The organism is Arthrobacter sp. UNCCL28 (genome assembly GCF_900102805.1).
In the GTDB taxonomy this organism is placed as follows: Bacteria; Actinomycetota; Actinomycetes; order Actinomycetales; family Micrococcaceae; genus Arthrobacter; species Arthrobacter nicotinovorans_A.
Genome location: NZ_FMWE01000002.1, coordinates 686,058 through 700,261 on the forward strand (window position 1 = coordinate 686,058; position 14,204 = coordinate 700,261).

Annotated in this window: 11 protein-coding genes; 4 read left to right on the forward strand and 7 right to left on the reverse strand. The window is 58.0% G+C overall.

Features of this window, described 5'->3' with window-relative positions; translation table 11 throughout:
- The first annotated feature begins 423 nt into the window (after nucleotides 1-423).
- Together BLQ01_RS07680 and BLQ01_RS07685 are read left to right on the forward strand one after the other, a co-directional pair.
- The gene (locus BLQ01_RS07680) at nucleotides 424-1,047 is read left to right on the forward strand and encodes an ABC transporter ATP-binding protein (protein ID WP_091550907.1); all 624 of its coding nucleotides are present in this window, start codon (nucleotides 424-426) and stop codon (nucleotides 1,045-1,047) included.
- Nucleotides 1,044-1,985 carry a hypothetical protein gene (locus tag BLQ01_RS07685; protein WP_091550910.1) on the forward strand — a complete coding sequence of 314 codons (942 nt, stop codon included), beginning with the start codon at nucleotides 1,044-1,046 and terminating at the stop codon, nucleotides 1,983-1,985. The genes BLQ01_RS07680 and BLQ01_RS07685 overlap by 4 nt, the downstream gene beginning before the upstream one ends.
- A gap of 72 nt (nucleotides 1,986-2,057) precedes the next feature.
- Here the strand turns inward: BLQ01_RS07685 and BLQ01_RS07690 are convergent, their stop codons facing one another.
- Nucleotides 2,058-2,261, reverse strand: coding sequence for a transcription antiterminator/RNA stability regulator CspE (locus BLQ01_RS07690; protein WP_011773907.1), 204 nt, complete (start codon nucleotides 2,259-2,261; stop codon nucleotides 2,058-2,060).
- A gap of 309 nt (nucleotides 2,262-2,570) precedes the next feature.
- On the opposite strand from BLQ01_RS07690, the gene BLQ01_RS07695 reads away from it, so the two are divergent.
- Nucleotides 2,571-2,918 carry a hypothetical protein gene (locus BLQ01_RS07695; RefSeq protein ID WP_091550912.1) on the forward strand — a complete coding sequence of 116 codons (348 nt, stop codon included), beginning with the start codon at nucleotides 2,571-2,573 and terminating at the stop codon, nucleotides 2,916-2,918.
- A gap of 48 nt (nucleotides 2,919-2,966) precedes the next feature.
- Nucleotides 2,967-4,211, forward strand: coding sequence for a flavin-containing monooxygenase (locus BLQ01_RS07700; protein ID WP_091550915.1), 1,245 nt, complete (start codon nucleotides 2,967-2,969; stop codon nucleotides 4,209-4,211).
- 12 nt (nucleotides 4,212-4,223) lie between these two features.
- On the opposite strand, the gene BLQ01_RS07705 is transcribed toward BLQ01_RS07700, so the two are convergent.
- The 6 genes from BLQ01_RS07705 to BLQ01_RS07735 all read right to left on the reverse strand — a co-directional run bounded on the left by BLQ01_RS07705 (nucleotide 4,224) and on the right by BLQ01_RS07735 (nucleotide 13,912).
- The gene (locus tag BLQ01_RS07705; protein WP_139183450.1) at nucleotides 4,224-4,424 is read right to left on the reverse strand and encodes a hypothetical protein; all 201 of its coding nucleotides are present in this window, start codon (nucleotides 4,422-4,424) and stop codon (nucleotides 4,224-4,226) included.
- A 104-nt stretch (nucleotides 4,425-4,528) separates the two neighbouring features.
- Entirely contained in the window at nucleotides 4,529-6,382 is a 1,854-nt protein-coding gene (locus tag BLQ01_RS07710; RefSeq protein WP_175493370.1) for an alpha/beta hydrolase family protein, read from the reverse strand.
- Nucleotides 6,383-6,548: 166 nt separating this feature from the next.
- Nucleotides 6,549-7,517, reverse strand: a complete 969-nt coding sequence (locus BLQ01_RS07715; RefSeq protein WP_091550921.1) for a GIY-YIG nuclease family protein — start codon at nucleotides 7,515-7,517, stop codon at nucleotides 6,549-6,551.
- Nucleotides 7,518-7,568: 51 nt separating this feature from the next.
- Nucleotides 7,569-8,798 (reverse strand): McrC family protein, encoded by a 1,230-nt coding sequence (locus BLQ01_RS07720; protein WP_091550924.1) that lies wholly within the window; start codon nucleotides 8,796-8,798, stop codon nucleotides 7,569-7,571.
- Nucleotides 8,798-11,725, reverse strand: a complete 2,928-nt coding sequence (locus BLQ01_RS07725) for an McrB family protein (RefSeq protein ID WP_139183451.1) — start codon at nucleotides 11,723-11,725, stop codon at nucleotides 8,798-8,800. Before BLQ01_RS07725 ends, BLQ01_RS07720 begins: the two co-directional genes overlap by 1 nt.
- Before the next feature lie 831 nt (nucleotides 11,726-12,556).
- The gene (locus BLQ01_RS07735) at nucleotides 12,557-13,912 is read right to left on the reverse strand and encodes a GmrSD restriction endonuclease domain-containing protein (protein WP_091550933.1); all 1,356 of its coding nucleotides are present in this window, start codon (nucleotides 13,910-13,912) and stop codon (nucleotides 12,557-12,559) included.
- Between the last annotated feature and the right edge of the window lie 292 nt (nucleotides 13,913-14,204).

Sequence of the window (14,204 nt, forward strand, 5' to 3'; positions counted from 1 at the left end):
CGAGAAAACGGGACTAGGTGGCAAAACGGCCTTGCACAGGCCGATTTGGGACCGTCTAGGTGGCGATTTGGGCAAATCTAGGTGGTGGCGGGACTCGTCTAGGTGGTGGGGCTGTTCGGTAGTCAGGTGATCCATGGGATTCTCCCTCAGCTCTGTGGGTGGATTACCTCCAACGCTACGGAGGGCTGAGCGAGAGTTACATGGGTGTAATTTGCTATGTGGATATGTATTCGAACTATCTTTTCGTGACTAGTAAACATGTTCTAGGTGGCCTTCCCAGGCACGCCACCGGGCAGCGCCGCCGTCGCATCGCATTTGACACGGACCGGCTCCCAGGATGAGAGTGTTGCTCAATCACCCGGAACCGTTAGCGTGAAGGGGTGATTCTCGGGCATTCCATTGTGGGGGGACAAATGAGGATCAATGCTGCGCATCACCAACCTGTCCAAGAGCTACGGCCGCCATCGCGTGGTCAGCAACGTCAATCTCGTAGTTCCGTCGACCGGAATCCACCTCATCCGGGGTGAGAACGGAACAGGCAAAACCACTCTTCTCAAGTGCCTAGCGGGACTGGAGCGGTTCACCGGAGAGGCAACCTGGCACAAAAGCGACCTTCGGGATTACGTCTCCGCAGCTTTCGATGACTCAGCCGTTCATGAACGCCTGACGGGACTGCAGAATCTCAGCGCTCTCCTGGACATCCCCCGCCGCCTGGCCCTTGCCCATCCGATCATCAGGACATTCCTCAGCCGCGATCTGCTGAATCGGAGATCTTCCACCTACTCGTTGGGGCAGCGAAAGAAACTCAAGCTGGCAGCGGCGTTCGCAAGTGGCCGGCCATGCATCCTGCTGGACGAGCCGAACGCAGGCCTTGATGAGCATGGGAGGCGTGCGCTTCGCCAAGCGCTTGAATCCGCTGAAGCGAGCACTTGTGTCATGGTCGTTGATCATGACTATTCCGCTTACGGAGATCTTGCCTCTTCCAGCTTCACCATCCGCCGAGGGAAAGTCCGACTCGACCGGGAACCCGGGGCACTCGTTCAATGAACAAGTATCTGCGATCCTTGCGAACAGAACTCCGTTACCAGCTCTGGAGCAAGGCTTTGGTTCTGCCCATCGGCGGCCTGGCAGCCTCGCTTGTCTTCGCCTTCGCCGGGAGCATCAGCAACGTCAAGGCGACACTGTCTAGGCTGCATACCTCGGAGGCACACGCTTCGGAAAATGGCCTGACTTTAGGCGCCGCCATGGAACAACCCAATAACGTCCTCATCCAAGGCGCCCAACGAGTCGTGGACAATCCCCTCCGCTTTGACTACGAGGCCGCCTACTTCGCCAACCGCGCACTGGAGGGTACTCATGCTATTGGCACAGGACTGGAGATGATCACTTTCCTGGTTATCCCACTGCTCTTCTTCATCCATGGATGCGGGACAGCCGTGGGCGATGCTCGCCGGCGGATTCTGAAGGATCGAATTCTTGCTCAGGGCGCTGCGGCCTACGTCGCAGGGAAGGTGGCAGTAATCGCGTTGGTTTCAGTGGCGGCCGTGGTACTGGCTGCCTTACTGAGCTGGGGTGCAGCGCCAGTACTGAGGGCACTCTTCCTACAGGGCAATAGCCACGACTTCATCTATCCAGTCAATGACGCCGGTGCTGCCAACCCCATCGTTCAGATCGCGTTCGCCAGTGCTGTAGCCGTCGGATTTGGTTTGTTAGGACTCTTTACTGGGCTCGTGGCCAGGAGCATGCTGATCCCTTGCTTGGCCGCCAGCGCATTGCTCCTGCTGCTGCCGTTCGCCGGACCCTATGATCCCCGCAACATCCTTACGGCGGCGGCGGAAGGCGTCTTCAACTACTGGGGCGGATTTAACCCACGTGCGCCTTTTCCAGTGTGGACTGAGCTCGGGGTCTTGCTGTCCGTGGTGGTCTTGGTGTTGGCGGCGCTCGTTTCGACGGCGGCCTGGTCGCGGATGTCGAAGTTCGTATAACCCACACCTGTGGGAGGGCAAACAAAAGCAGGGCCGGTCAATGACCGGCCCTGCTTCTTTGTTATCCGAAGACTAGATAGCCTGGATGTTTACTGCCTGGGGACCCTTGGGGCCCTGCTCGACGTCGAAGGAAACCTTCTGGTTCTCTTCGAGGGAGCGGTAGCCCGAGGAGTTGATCGCAGAGTAGTGAGCGAAAACGTCCTGGCTGCCATCTTCAGGAGAGATGAAGCCGAAGCCCTTTTCGGAGTTGAACCATTTCACGGTACCTGTAGCCATTTTTTCAGTCCTTACTGAAGGTGGAGATGCTCCCGACTTTCGGGTCTCCGGTGTGGGGTGTTCTCCACCGTTACTTCAGAAGGTCACGATCCAGAGGGACCGTGGGGACTGCCTGAACTACCAAATGCCAAACACAACAACACCGTCAAGTCTACAGAGTTCTGAGCAGATAGCTAGTGCTGGGAAATATTTATCCAGTGGTTGTTTTCCGCAGGGCGGTCTGGACGGTGTAATCAGACCAGTTTGCAGGGTTCCAGACCACTAGTAGGGCAGAGTGTTCTTACAGCCGAGACTTGGAAGCAGGTGAGCATGGCCAGCACTGAATACCGGGCGGGGGAAACAACCTATGGCCCTCTCCAGCTGAAGAGCATCTGGATCAACCATGGGTTGAGGGACTTTGAACTGGTGGTCATCATCCAGGCCTCCGGCTGTGAACTCATCGCGGAACGGCTGATTCAAGGCGAATCCGTTTCGGGGACCGACGAACCTCCCTTGGAAGTCGCCAATTACATAGCCAAACAGAAGGGCTACCTGCCGCTGTTCGACCTGTCAGGGCAAGAACCGGACTTGGCAGGGGGTGCGGAAGCGGGATTGAGGGATTTCTTCTCGTCTGACGAATGGAATTCGCGGGACCCCCGAAAGACTCGTCGTATCTGACCGCCCGCGACCTGTCCTGAAGTGGACTGCAAGCGTACAGTTCACCCCATGGGACCGACCCTGGATACGGTCATCATCGGCGCAGGCCAAGCCGGCCTCACGACGAGCTACTGGCTCACGCAATTCGGCGTCGAGCATCAGCTCCTGGAACGACGCGATTCCCTGGGCGGGGCCTTCCAGGACCGCTGGGACAGCTTCTACATGAACACCCCGAACCTCGCACTGGACCTCCCCGGCATGCCGTACGACGGCGAGGACCGGGATGCGTTCATCTCACGCATCGCTGTCGTCAACCTCTTCAGGCGCTACGCAGAGCTCATCGCCGCTCCCGTCCACACGGGCGTGGACGTGACCCGGCTATCCCCTGCGTCGGACGGAGCCTTCAATCTTGCGACATCGCTCGGGAACCTGCGGGCCAAGAACGTGGTCCTCGCGACCGGTGCGTACCAAGTCCCCAAGATCCCTGCCCTGTCCGCCATGCTCCCCGCCGGCGTGACACAACTCCACACGCACGAATACCGCAATCCTGAGCAACTTCCGGAGGGCGCCGTGCTGATAGTCGGTACCGGTCAGTCAGGCGGGCAAATCGCCGAGGAGCTCCACGCCGCCGGCCGCGAAGTCCATCTCTCCGTCTCAATCGTCCCCGAAGCACCCCGCAGGTACCGCGGCCAGGACCTCATCTACTGGATGCTCGAAACCGGCAAGCACGGCCCCGAGTTCGGCGTCAACGCCCTCACCCGGGAAGCGCTCCCCTCCCCCGCCGCCCGCTTCGCGCCGAACCCACTGCTCTCGGGTACCGACGGCGGTCATGCCATCCACCTCCGCGAGCTCGGCCGCCGCGGCATGCACCTGCACGGCCACCTGGAATCAATCGACGACGGCGACATCACCTTCAGCGACGACCTCGCCGACCGCCTCGCAGCCGTTGAGTCGATCTTCGCGCAAAGGTCCGGAAAGGCAATCGATGCTTACATTTCGGCGGCGGGGATTGACGCGCCAGAGCAGGAACCCATAGCTGCCGATGAATGGCTCCCATCAGGGCCGGCTCAGCTGAACCTGGCAGGCTCGAACATCACGTCCGTCATATGGGCCAGCGGGTACAAACTCGACTTCAGCTTCATTGACACGCCAGTGATAGATGAGTGGGGCTATCCAACGCACTCGCGAGGCGTCATGGAAATCCCAGGGCTATACGTGGTGGGCCTGCCATGGCTGACGAGGCACTACTCAGCAATAGTCGGCGGAGTTGGACTGGACTCGGAGTACGTGGCCGGGACGGTCGCCGCAACGTGACAGTCTGACCAGTTACGCCCCGTCCCTCATCTTCTCGGCGCCCAGGCGCCGCTCAAGGATCACCCAAAGGACCGTCGTCGGGACCCCGATGAATACCAGGAGCGCCATGCCCCAGAACATGCTGATCACTTGGGTGGATTGCAGAGTCACAACGGTCACCAGCAGGACTGTGGCGGAAATGTTCAAAACGCGGAGCTTACGTGCAGTAGTCATCTTCAGAATCGTTCCCCTTACGATGTCGTCCATGAAGCCTAACGGCTCACGCCCATCAAAGACTTCGGATGGGTAGTGACGGTCTGTGCCGCGTTTGAGGCCGGTCACCCTCCCTGTTTAGAAAACCAAGGTTCCCTCTCGGAGAAAGCTGCTGTTGGGTACTCGTCCTCCTGAGGAGAATCGGCGCGAGGCTCCAAGCCGTGGTCAGTAAGGTATTTCAGCGCCCGCTCGATGGCTTCAATCTTCCGTTTCAGCTCCTTGAGCGCAGGTGCCGACGCATCAGAAAACTCATCAAGCCGCTCGTGCTCTCGCCGCACCTCTATTTCGGTTTCTACGAGGACCGCCCAGAGACCTTCGTCAGGATCGAGATGCTGCCGCTGGCGCAGAATTGCTGCTGCGAGCCGGCGCTCAATAACGCCGACAAGAGTTTCAGCCGTGGTTCCAGGACTGGCTAGTCCATATGCAATGCCGCCACCGCCGGCCGTAACGAGTGTGCCCGCAGTGAGCAGGCCGCCAATCATTCCGCCGGGGCCGAAACTGGCTAACGCGCTCGTGATCACTGCCGCTCCTGCAAGGCCCGGTGCGGCAGCGAGCGCCAAGCCACCGGTCGCGACGACTATGGCTGCCGCGCCCGCGCCGAGGGCGCCCCACTTGATCCAATTGACCCCACGACTGCCACTGAGTGCGTCTTGCGAATTCTTTGCCGCTACGAACACGTCTGCGCCGTACTGGCCTCCCAGCCCCATTTCAGCGGCGAGGTCCTCCATGGCTTCCTGCCATAGCTTTCTGGGGATCGAGATCTCGAAGGGGCGTATGACATTTTCTGCCGCAAGCACCGTCAGAAGGACAACTGCATCCTCTTTCGTGATGTGACTGCTCGGAAGCGGCTCGGGTACTGGAGTCTCTGGATCGGAAACGTCGAATTCGAGTCTGGCAACTTCTGATGGCATCGCCCTGCCTTCGCGGAGGTTTCGTTTCCTGATGTCTTCGACGGCGGCCGCCTGCACTTGCCGAAGGGCCCCCGCAAAGCGATCTTTTCGTTCGCCTTCCAGGCGTGTCTTCATCAGGTAGGCGTACCGCAAGGCCAGGAGTGCGAAGTGCTCTGTGGCGTCCAATGGAATGTCCAGCCCCCTACCTGCCTGCGCAACTTCTGTAGTTTTGGACCCGTAAAGGGCGAAGCCGATGGCGGCCGCCACGGCGTCATTCGCCAGATACTCGGCTGCCGCATGAGCGGTGAATGGCAGCGCCTTGGTGTTAATCCGAAAATCAATCATCCACGGAAAAGCGGACGACACGCCACGGTGGGCTGCCACAGGGTCAGCGACATTCCAGAAGTTCACCCACCATGCCAAATTCGTCGGCGGCTCACTCAGCGTGTCGCGAAGTTTATCCATGTCGAAGGCACCGTTCGCCAGGGGGCTCCCGATCGTGACCATGCCAGCCACCTCAAGGCCCACAGGCAAACGCCGGACGATGTCGGCCGCGATAACCGAACCCAAGCTGTGCCCCACGATCACTAGCCTCCCTGACTCCGGAAGTTTGCCTAGAATGCGGTCCAGAACCTGAGCTCGAATTTTCGGATTATTCAGGTAGTTGTGCGCTTGCCGAAAAAGTGGCAACTCGACTGAGGCATTGACCGCGACGTCACCGCCAAAGTAGCCGCTCCCTCTATCGTGACGGCCGAGTCTGTACTCCAGGGCTCCGATTCGACGCTCGAATTCGCGGCGGTTCTTTTTGGCCGCCTCCCGAAGAGGCTGCTTGATGGTCAGACCCGGCAGCTGGCACGGTTCGTCTGAGCCTTTTAGTGCATGCGCATATTTAGGGGCTATGACGCGCAGCGACTCCAAATTGGGGTAGCCGAGCCGTTCCAGAGATTGCGTCAGCCCGACCATCCAGTGGTCCTCCTGGTCGCCACTTCCCACACCATGCAAGAACAGCAAGATTGATTCGTTCGACAAGAAAAGTCCCTTCGAGTCCACCCCTGGACATCCGCGACAATGAACGCCAGGTCATTTGGGCAAGCATAGCTATGCAAAAGGTACCTTTCTCTGAACCGAGGCCCGAGAGCGCGCTCTTCGGCGGCGGGCATGCGTTTCAACGGAACGTAGGCGGTACCTGCGAAAATTAGGGCAGGTCGCTCTGCTGCTCGATCAAAGAAGGACAATCGACGCCACTTTCTACAGATCGGGCATCCTCCACCCCGTGCTCCTGCCACTGCCCATACGTCAGCCCTGTGGAAGGGTCTTTCCAAGTCACCCGTCCATTGGTGGCCCTCCCTGCGACCACAGCTGCAGCCGCACTAGGACTCTTGAACACGTAGTCCTTCGAGAATGCGAGATTCGAGCCGTTTGGGACCAAAACCCCATCAGAAACAAGGACTTCATGAAGCTTCGAGTAGCCGGGAGTGGATCCAACCCAACCGTTTCGGGCCGTGGATTCCGCCAGGACAACGAATTCGTTATCGGTCTCTTGTGCCCGAGCTAGGATCCCCTCGCTGCTTACTGTCATCTCGAATACCGGCGACTTAGAAGCTGAGCCCGTAGAGGCGGGCTCAAGGCTTGCAAGGGTCGGAACGGCGCGCAGAGCGTCAACGCCCAAGACTGGCAGGACTATCCGTGCGTGCTCAATAAATTGCTCCATGTCTGAGACATCCGCCTCGGGTAGCGGGAGGGGTACCGGAGCCGTACCGTTGGTCACAAAGGAACGCCCAGCGACCTTGGCAATAGAGATGAAACGGCTCTCAAGATACCTGGCGTGGGCCTTAGTGAGGTTTGCATCCTTACTGGTCAGAATAATGGCTCTGTTCCAGAAGTCTTTGCCGCCTTTATCCTCTGATCGGCTATGGATGCGGAGCCGCTCTCCGACCTCGTCAGCTTCTCCAATGTATATAGCGTTAGAGTACGAGTCATTGGGATCATCGCCTAAAAGCAGGTACACCCCTGTGCGTTTCACCTCATCACGTTTCAGCAGCTCCGGTAAATCAGATCTGCCGGCGGCCATGATATGACCAGTCCAGTTCATGATCTCCGCCGTCAGCATTCCTCCGGGGGTTCCATCAACCAGGAACAGTCGCACCTGCTTACCAAGCACCATTCTGTCCTCCGCTCCTACCAAAAGCTGCCGCATTCAAGGCTTAGCAGAATCTTAGGCGCCGCCTGCAGCATCCAGGGTGAACTCGCTCCGATAAGCATGTCCTGCTAGCTCACGCACACGCACTAGAAGAGCCTCCGGCTCCTGCGAAAGATCCAGCGGAAACTCCACCACGGACACCCCCGTATTCAGTACTCGGCGTACGCGCGGCTCTCCAGCGCCCGCGTAAACGAGCCAAGCACGCGGCACCCCAAGCGCCGTGCAGTAAGCCAGCATCTGGTAATGGTCCGCATTTGGATAAGCTCCACCGGCAGATGCGGCCTTGTACTTGGCATCAAAGATCATCGCCGGCCGTCCCCCAACGGAGTGCACCACGTCCACGTACATCCGTACTCTGTCGCTGCTCGGATACCCGGGCTCTGCTTCGTCCAGGAACGCTTCGTATTGCGACTCCGTCAGCCCTGGGTATGGCTCCAGCGCCTCCCTAAGCGCTGTCGCAACAAAGTCCTCAAACACGGTGGCCATGTTCACCACAAAAGACGCAACTGCGCGGTGACCCATTCCAGCTTCGGCGGACATGGTCCGAAGGATGATCTCAGCCAACCTCAACGCCGGCACGTAATGCCCGTTGATACGAGATTCGCTCCAAGACGGCAGCGGAGCCCCATGGTTCAAGGCCGAAACGCCGTCGAGTTTTGAATTCAAGTGCGCAAGTCGCGCAACAAGTGATTCAGTCAAACGCGGAACATGGAGCATCATCCGAATGGCCGCACGAAGAATCTGGTTTTCCGCTACGTCCGAGGTGTAGTCGTCATAGGACACTTCTAGTGGCAATAACATCCCAGGCCGACGGGTCATCTGATCGCCGACGCGAATGCGCCCTCTGACTGTTCGCAGTGATTCTTCCATGTGCACGTAGCCGTTGAGAGGGCCTCGTTCGAGTGCCCGTTCACCGTGCCTTGCAAGCGATTCACCCAGCGCAGCAAAGAGATCCTTATCCTCTTCCGCAGCCACGTTGCCTGGCCTAAACCCAGGATCGGCGGCGTAGCCCAGCAAAAAGAGCAGCCTGCTGAGACCTACCTTTTCCTTAGGGTTCACCCTGACCAGAAGGTCATCGATCTGGACGGCTCCAACCTTGCCAGAAGGCAGAATTGTCCAAGCACCGTTATGCGCCGGGACAACGGTAACCAAACCCGTATCCCGCAGGGTGGCCGCTACTTCGCGTTCCAGCACGACGGGCTCCGGGTAGCCCTGAAGCTCGTCGAGGATGATCTGCGTTGGCATTAGGCTCGCGCGTTGCCAGGGTCCGAAACATCGGCATTCGGGCCGACGTCACCGCTCGCCTTGCGCCGAATGGCGGCGAGGCCGAACTTCTCACGGATCTTGTCCCGACTCATTTGCCCGAAATATTGTTCCTCGAGCAACGGCAACAACTCGTACTTCCAGATCTCGGCCAGACCCTGATCAGTTTCCGCGTGCTCCTTCATGAAGTATGAAGGTCCTATCATCAAGTCGCGCTTCGTGTCACCAAGCTCGCTGTTCAGTGCATTTAGCAGGTCTGCACGCAGAGTCGGCTGCCCGGTCGTCTCCAGGAAGCGCTCGAGCATGCCCGAGATCATGCCTTCCTGCGGATGAAGCTCCACAAACGCGAACCGGCGTCGAATCGCGGCGTCCACCATGGCAATTGAGCGGTCAGCCGTATTCATCGTGCCGATGATGAACAGATTCGGTGGCAGCACGAACGTCTGGTGCGGGTTGTACTGCAGGTTGATTCCTTGGTCACGGTACTCCAACAGGAAATACAGCTCACCGAAGATCTTGGCCAGATTCCCGCGGTTCATCTCATCGATGATCAGGAAATACGGCTTGTCACGGTTCCCGTCCAGCGAAGCCTCTGCGGCGATTCGCCGCAAAGGTCCGGGTTCCAGGCGGAAGCCAACATCCCCGCCGTCGGACTTCGCGGGACGATAGCCCTCAAAGAAGTCCTCGTACGCGTACGAAGGATGGAACTGTACCGTCTTGACGTGATCTCCGTGCTCCTCCCCCGCAAGGAACCGTGCGATCTTTCCCGCCAAGTAGGTCTTGCCTGTTCCCGGCGGTCCGTAGAACACAATCTGCTGACGTGTTTGTAGGAGCCGAATGACTTCGTTAATGTCGTCCCGCTCGACATGCAGTTTAGTTGCGAGGTCGGCGGTCGCCTCGCGCAGTTGAGGTACGACGACGGGCTGCGGCGGTGCGGTCATCTTTGGTGTGGTGCCGTCCACCACTGGTTCGGCCGCGGACCACGCGCTGATGATGGAGAGTGCATCCGTAAGGTCGACGACGGACCCCTGTTCCTCCAACAACCGCGGCATCGGTGCCGGGAGATCATCATTGGCTATGGGTTCCTGCCGCCACGTGACTTGCCTACGCAAACGGGACGTCTCGTCGTCTACGTACTCCGCTTCGCCGGTGATAACGCCCAGATAGAGGTTGCTTTCGAAGGCTGTCAGGACGAAATCGTCCACCTTCATCTGGCTGAGGAATCGATAGAACTCTTGGGCCCGGACTTTACGTTCCGCATAGTCGATGTGCTGATATCCAGCATTTACCGCGGCCTGTACCTCATCAAAATTGCTTCGAGGAGAAGGTGAGCCGAGGTGCTGCGCCCTGAGGGAGACGAAGTCATGTCCGAACCAGGAATCGACCATCCCAACGCCGCCCTGATTCTGGCGAACCAGCCAGCCCCGTCGCCCCGGATTATCAGACGGCTGCCACTCGCTAAGGTACGGTTCGTCGTACCATTCGATGAACTCGTCCGAGTCGCCTTGCTGTGCTTTCCGTATGGCGAACAGGTCCTTGGCAATATCGAGATCGGAATCCCCGCTCGGCCCCCCGATAATTCCCGCGAACGCGTTGCGGATTTTGATCCGGTGATCACGGCTGACTATAGGCTGCAGGTGATCGGGCCACGCCAGAAAGTCGATGCAGTAACGGATTGTTGGCCAGTCCTTGGTGACCGCCTGCGTCAGTCCCATGAATGCCCACGGGTCCTCAAGAGCCACGTTGATTACGCTCGCAGGCTGCTCCGTAACGTGCTCCACAAAGCGGCTGAGCCAACCAACGTGGTCTGCGACTTGAATGTTGAAGCCTACTCCCCCGTTGAAGGAGCCTTTAGCTTGAAGCCCTTGGCGGAGCACCTCCGGCAACTCGGCATCGGCCTCGGCCTCGGGCACCCACGATAGGACTTTCTCCACCCGGGCGATCTTCGTTGACGGCATAACGTTCTCCAGAGGGAATACCTGGAGATAAACCAGTTCGGCTGCGAGAAGGATGGTCTCCCTTGGGGCGCCCGCTAGTTGGCGCTCCAGCTTGGCCATGAACGAGCCCGGGCCGACGTCGGTGTTCTTGCTCCGATTAGCAAGATCCTTGGCCGCTTCCGGCGTCCAGGTGTACGTGCGGCCGTCCATGGGCGAAGGCTCGCCACGGAGACCGCGTCTAATGATCAGCTGGGCCGGAGTCTCGGCCTGCACCGACCCAACGAATGCTGCCTTCACTTTGTCACCCCTCCATGCCCGGAATGCGGCACTATCTTCAGGACTCCAATCATCCGTCGGGTCCACATTCATGACAGTCCACATCAGACCCTGCGCGTCCAAGCGGTCGCGAAGCGCAATGCCATGTTCAGGAGCCAGCCGAATGATTTCGTCGAGCGCCTCCAGCAAAAGTTCATACCGGCGAGCTGGTTCACCATTGGCTCCTCTGTTGTCCCATCCCACAAGTTTGAGGAACTTCTTCGCCGCTTGGGCTCGATACGGTGGGAAACGAAGGGGGTCTCGACCCATAAGCAAGAGTGAAGCAAACCCGATTATCCCCCCAACCGAGAACTGCTCTTGATTGTGTGGGCGAAGCGCGGCTGTGAAGTCGTCAATGCGACGGGCATCCACGTTGCCTTCCCACAGCAAAGCAACCACTTTCCAGAGTTCGTCTGGTGTGGTTCGGCCAACGTCGATCAGACGCATCATGAAGTATTGGTTCATGAGATTCGACGAGGCGATGTCTCTGCGAAGAGCCTCGAACCATCCGTTGTTGTGCTGAAGGAAAATCTCCCTAGTCCTTCGAAGCTTCTCGGCCACTGCGAGCTTGTAGTTGTACTCGTCGGCGTCCAGGTCCACCGTCTCGACGAATTTGGCGGCGAACTCCATAAACTGCTGCCATTTGGGATCGCTCACGCTGCGACCGTCCTAGATAGCACCATAGATTCGCACTCAACAAGACGGGGCATTCATGAACTCCGATTTCTGGTCAGCCGGCACAACCGCATGCACCTTGGCCGCGAGGCAGCTCTAGGGCTGATTTCAGCTCGGCGTTCACGACCACCTATATATTTAGCACTTCAATGCGCCAATCCGCGGTTGACACAAGAGCACGGTCAGCATCGCGCGCGACAGATCCCCGCGCACTCACAGCACCGAAACCGAGGTCGACCTGAATGCGTCCACTTGTCCCGAGGCGCCCCGCCGTCACCGTGGCCACGACATTCTGTATCGGCGCCTCGAAACAGGCAAGTGCGGCCCGACTTGGCGTCAACGCCCTCATCGTGAGTCGTTCCCCCCGCGCTCGCTTCGCCTGGAATCCGCTCCTTTCCGGCACCGACAGCGTACACAACATCCACTGTGCAAGCTCGGTTTCCGCGCTCTGCATCGGCACTGTCGATTGGAAACCAAGCTGGCTCACTGAACCTGGGTGATGCCGGGATTACCTCGGTGCCGTGGGCTACAGGGCATGGGCTGGGCTGGACCGGTCGCTTATCAACCTGCCTGGGCTGGATCCGTGGGGGCCGGCAGGATTCACCGGGTACGCCGGAGATTCCCGGCCCGCACGCGACGGGACCGCCGTGGCTGACATGGCACTACTCATCGATCCTTGACGGTGTTGGCCTCGGCGTGGAGCGCGTAGCGCGTAGCGACCAAGATTGCCCCTCCTGTAAGGGTTAACAAGCGTCCGCAGTGGCACACTCGAGCAAGTCCGCACTTCAAGCCCTCCGGTCCGCCACGCTTACCCTACGTGGCTTTCCCTCGGTTGTGACGCTGACAAAGGAGCCTACCGTTGTCGAGCGTGGTCGTCCCGCCTTCAACCCAACGGATGATGTGGTCCGCATCTGCTGCACGGAAGTCAGGAAATAGCGCTTCGCAGCGTGTTCCGTTTACCTTGTGTTCGCACCGATGATCTGCACGCTCCCAGATAGCAATCTTTTGCGCCTCACCAAAAGCGCGTGCCGTGTCCTTAGGTTTCAAATTTGGGTATCTATGCATAATGAAAGTCATCAGAATGTCATGCCGTTCATTAGCTCGATTTTGCGCATATCCTGCATTACTAAGCGCGGAAGTGAAGTTAACCCACGGAGTAATCTTCGGATTCTCGATGCGAAGAGTTTCAAATTCGCTCACTACCATTGCAAAATCGTATCCAGGCTGCTTCGCATAAACATCCTCAACTTCTCTCCATGCTCGGTAGAATGTCAAGATCAAGAATGCACTCCTTAATTGAGGCAATATTCGCCTTTGCCCCCCGACCTCAACCGAGCATGAACGCTGGAACTTACCCAGGCGAGTTCTAAATGCTTCCTTCTCCCGCGCTGTCAGCGAAGCAGACTTCTCCCGATATAGAGCCTCCAAACCAGACCAATGCTTTGCAGTCCCCGGATAAAGATCTTCATGAAGCAGTACATCGCAGAGATTACGATGGGCCTTTCGGACATTTCGTACGTTAACCTGTTGAAAGAATGGATGATGAGAACCCGGTTCAATCTCATCCTCATCATCATCGGTTGTAGAGGTTGGAGAGCTCGTAAGTTCCGTGACAAAATCACACACCTTGCCGCCCAGAGCAGACCTAACCTCTGTTTTAGTGAGTGACTTCCCCCCTTGCAGTTTGATGAAAATGTCCATGGCCGTGCTCTCATCGATATTCTCAAACTCGACTATCTGTGGTTCGTAATCATCAAACTCCTCTCGATCAGAAAGTTCCAATTCTAAAAACTTTGGATCATCGCCGCTTAACCGGCGATACTTTCGATTCTTGTAAGAATCCGGCACGCCGGGAAGGTCGGGTATTGCTACCAAGCCGCCATGGAATTGCTCAATTGCTGTGAGCCGCTGACGGCCATCAATTGGAACGCGGACGCCATCACCCTTTCGCCACAATATGACGAGCCCGATTGGATAATTACATATTATGCTGAGCGCAAGCAGTCCCATCTCTTCGGGCGTCCATACCACATTGCGCTGCCATGAGGGGACATCTTTGTCGTGGGCTGAAATTTTTATTCCGCTGGCTTCCTCAGCGTGCATTCGATTGATCAGCTTCTTGACTGAATTAAAGTCAACCTTGCGTGGTCCCGCCTGGATACGAGGCATCAGTTCTCCCTATTTTTCGACTAATTCTGCGGAATCTGGGTCAGCAGAGTCGATTGAGTCGTTGTACTACTGAGTCGTTGTACTACTGCGCGCTTCGAACATCCCACATGGAACGGAAGCGGTTGTGCAAGTTGAAACGTATACGTCCCGGGTGAATGCGCAAAGAACAGACTTGGGGGCACCCAGATATGCGAACCGCGGGACTCAGGGCCCCAGCGCTTGCTTTCGTCCTACACACTTAGACCGCAAGCTAGGAGGCGGCCCAGAACCGGCAGGAATTGCGGCTGTCGCC

Coding starts and splice junctions, on each gene's coding strand:
- BLQ01_RS07680 (WP_091550907.1), top strand. CDS start 424: ATGCTGCGCATCACCAACCTGTCCAAGAGCTACGGCCGCCATCGCGTG.
- BLQ01_RS07685 (WP_091550910.1), top strand. CDS start 1,044: ATGAACAAGTATCTGCGATCCTTGCGAACAGAACTCCGTTACCAGCTC.
- BLQ01_RS07690 (WP_011773907.1), bottom strand. CDS start 2,261: ATGGCTACAGGTACCGTGAAATGGTTCAACTCCGAAAAGGGCTTCGGC.
- BLQ01_RS07695 (WP_091550912.1), top strand. CDS start 2,571: ATGGCCAGCACTGAATACCGGGCGGGGGAAACAACCTATGGCCCTCTC.
- BLQ01_RS07700 (WP_091550915.1), top strand. CDS start 2,967: ATGGGACCGACCCTGGATACGGTCATCATCGGCGCAGGCCAAGCCGGC.
- BLQ01_RS07705 (WP_139183450.1), bottom strand. CDS start 4,424: ATGACTACTGCACGTAAGCTCCGCGTTTTGAACATTTCCGCCACAGTC.
- BLQ01_RS07715 (WP_091550921.1), bottom strand. CDS start 7,517: ATGGTGCTTGGTAAGCAGGTGCGACTGTTCCTGGTTGATGGAACCCCC.
- BLQ01_RS07720 (WP_091550924.1), bottom strand. CDS start 8,798: ATGCCAACGCAGATCATCCTCGACGAGCTTCAGGGCTACCCGGAGCCC.
- BLQ01_RS07735 (WP_091550933.1), bottom strand. CDS start 13,912: ATGCCTCGTATCCAGGCGGGACCACGCAAGGTTGACTTTAATTCAGTC.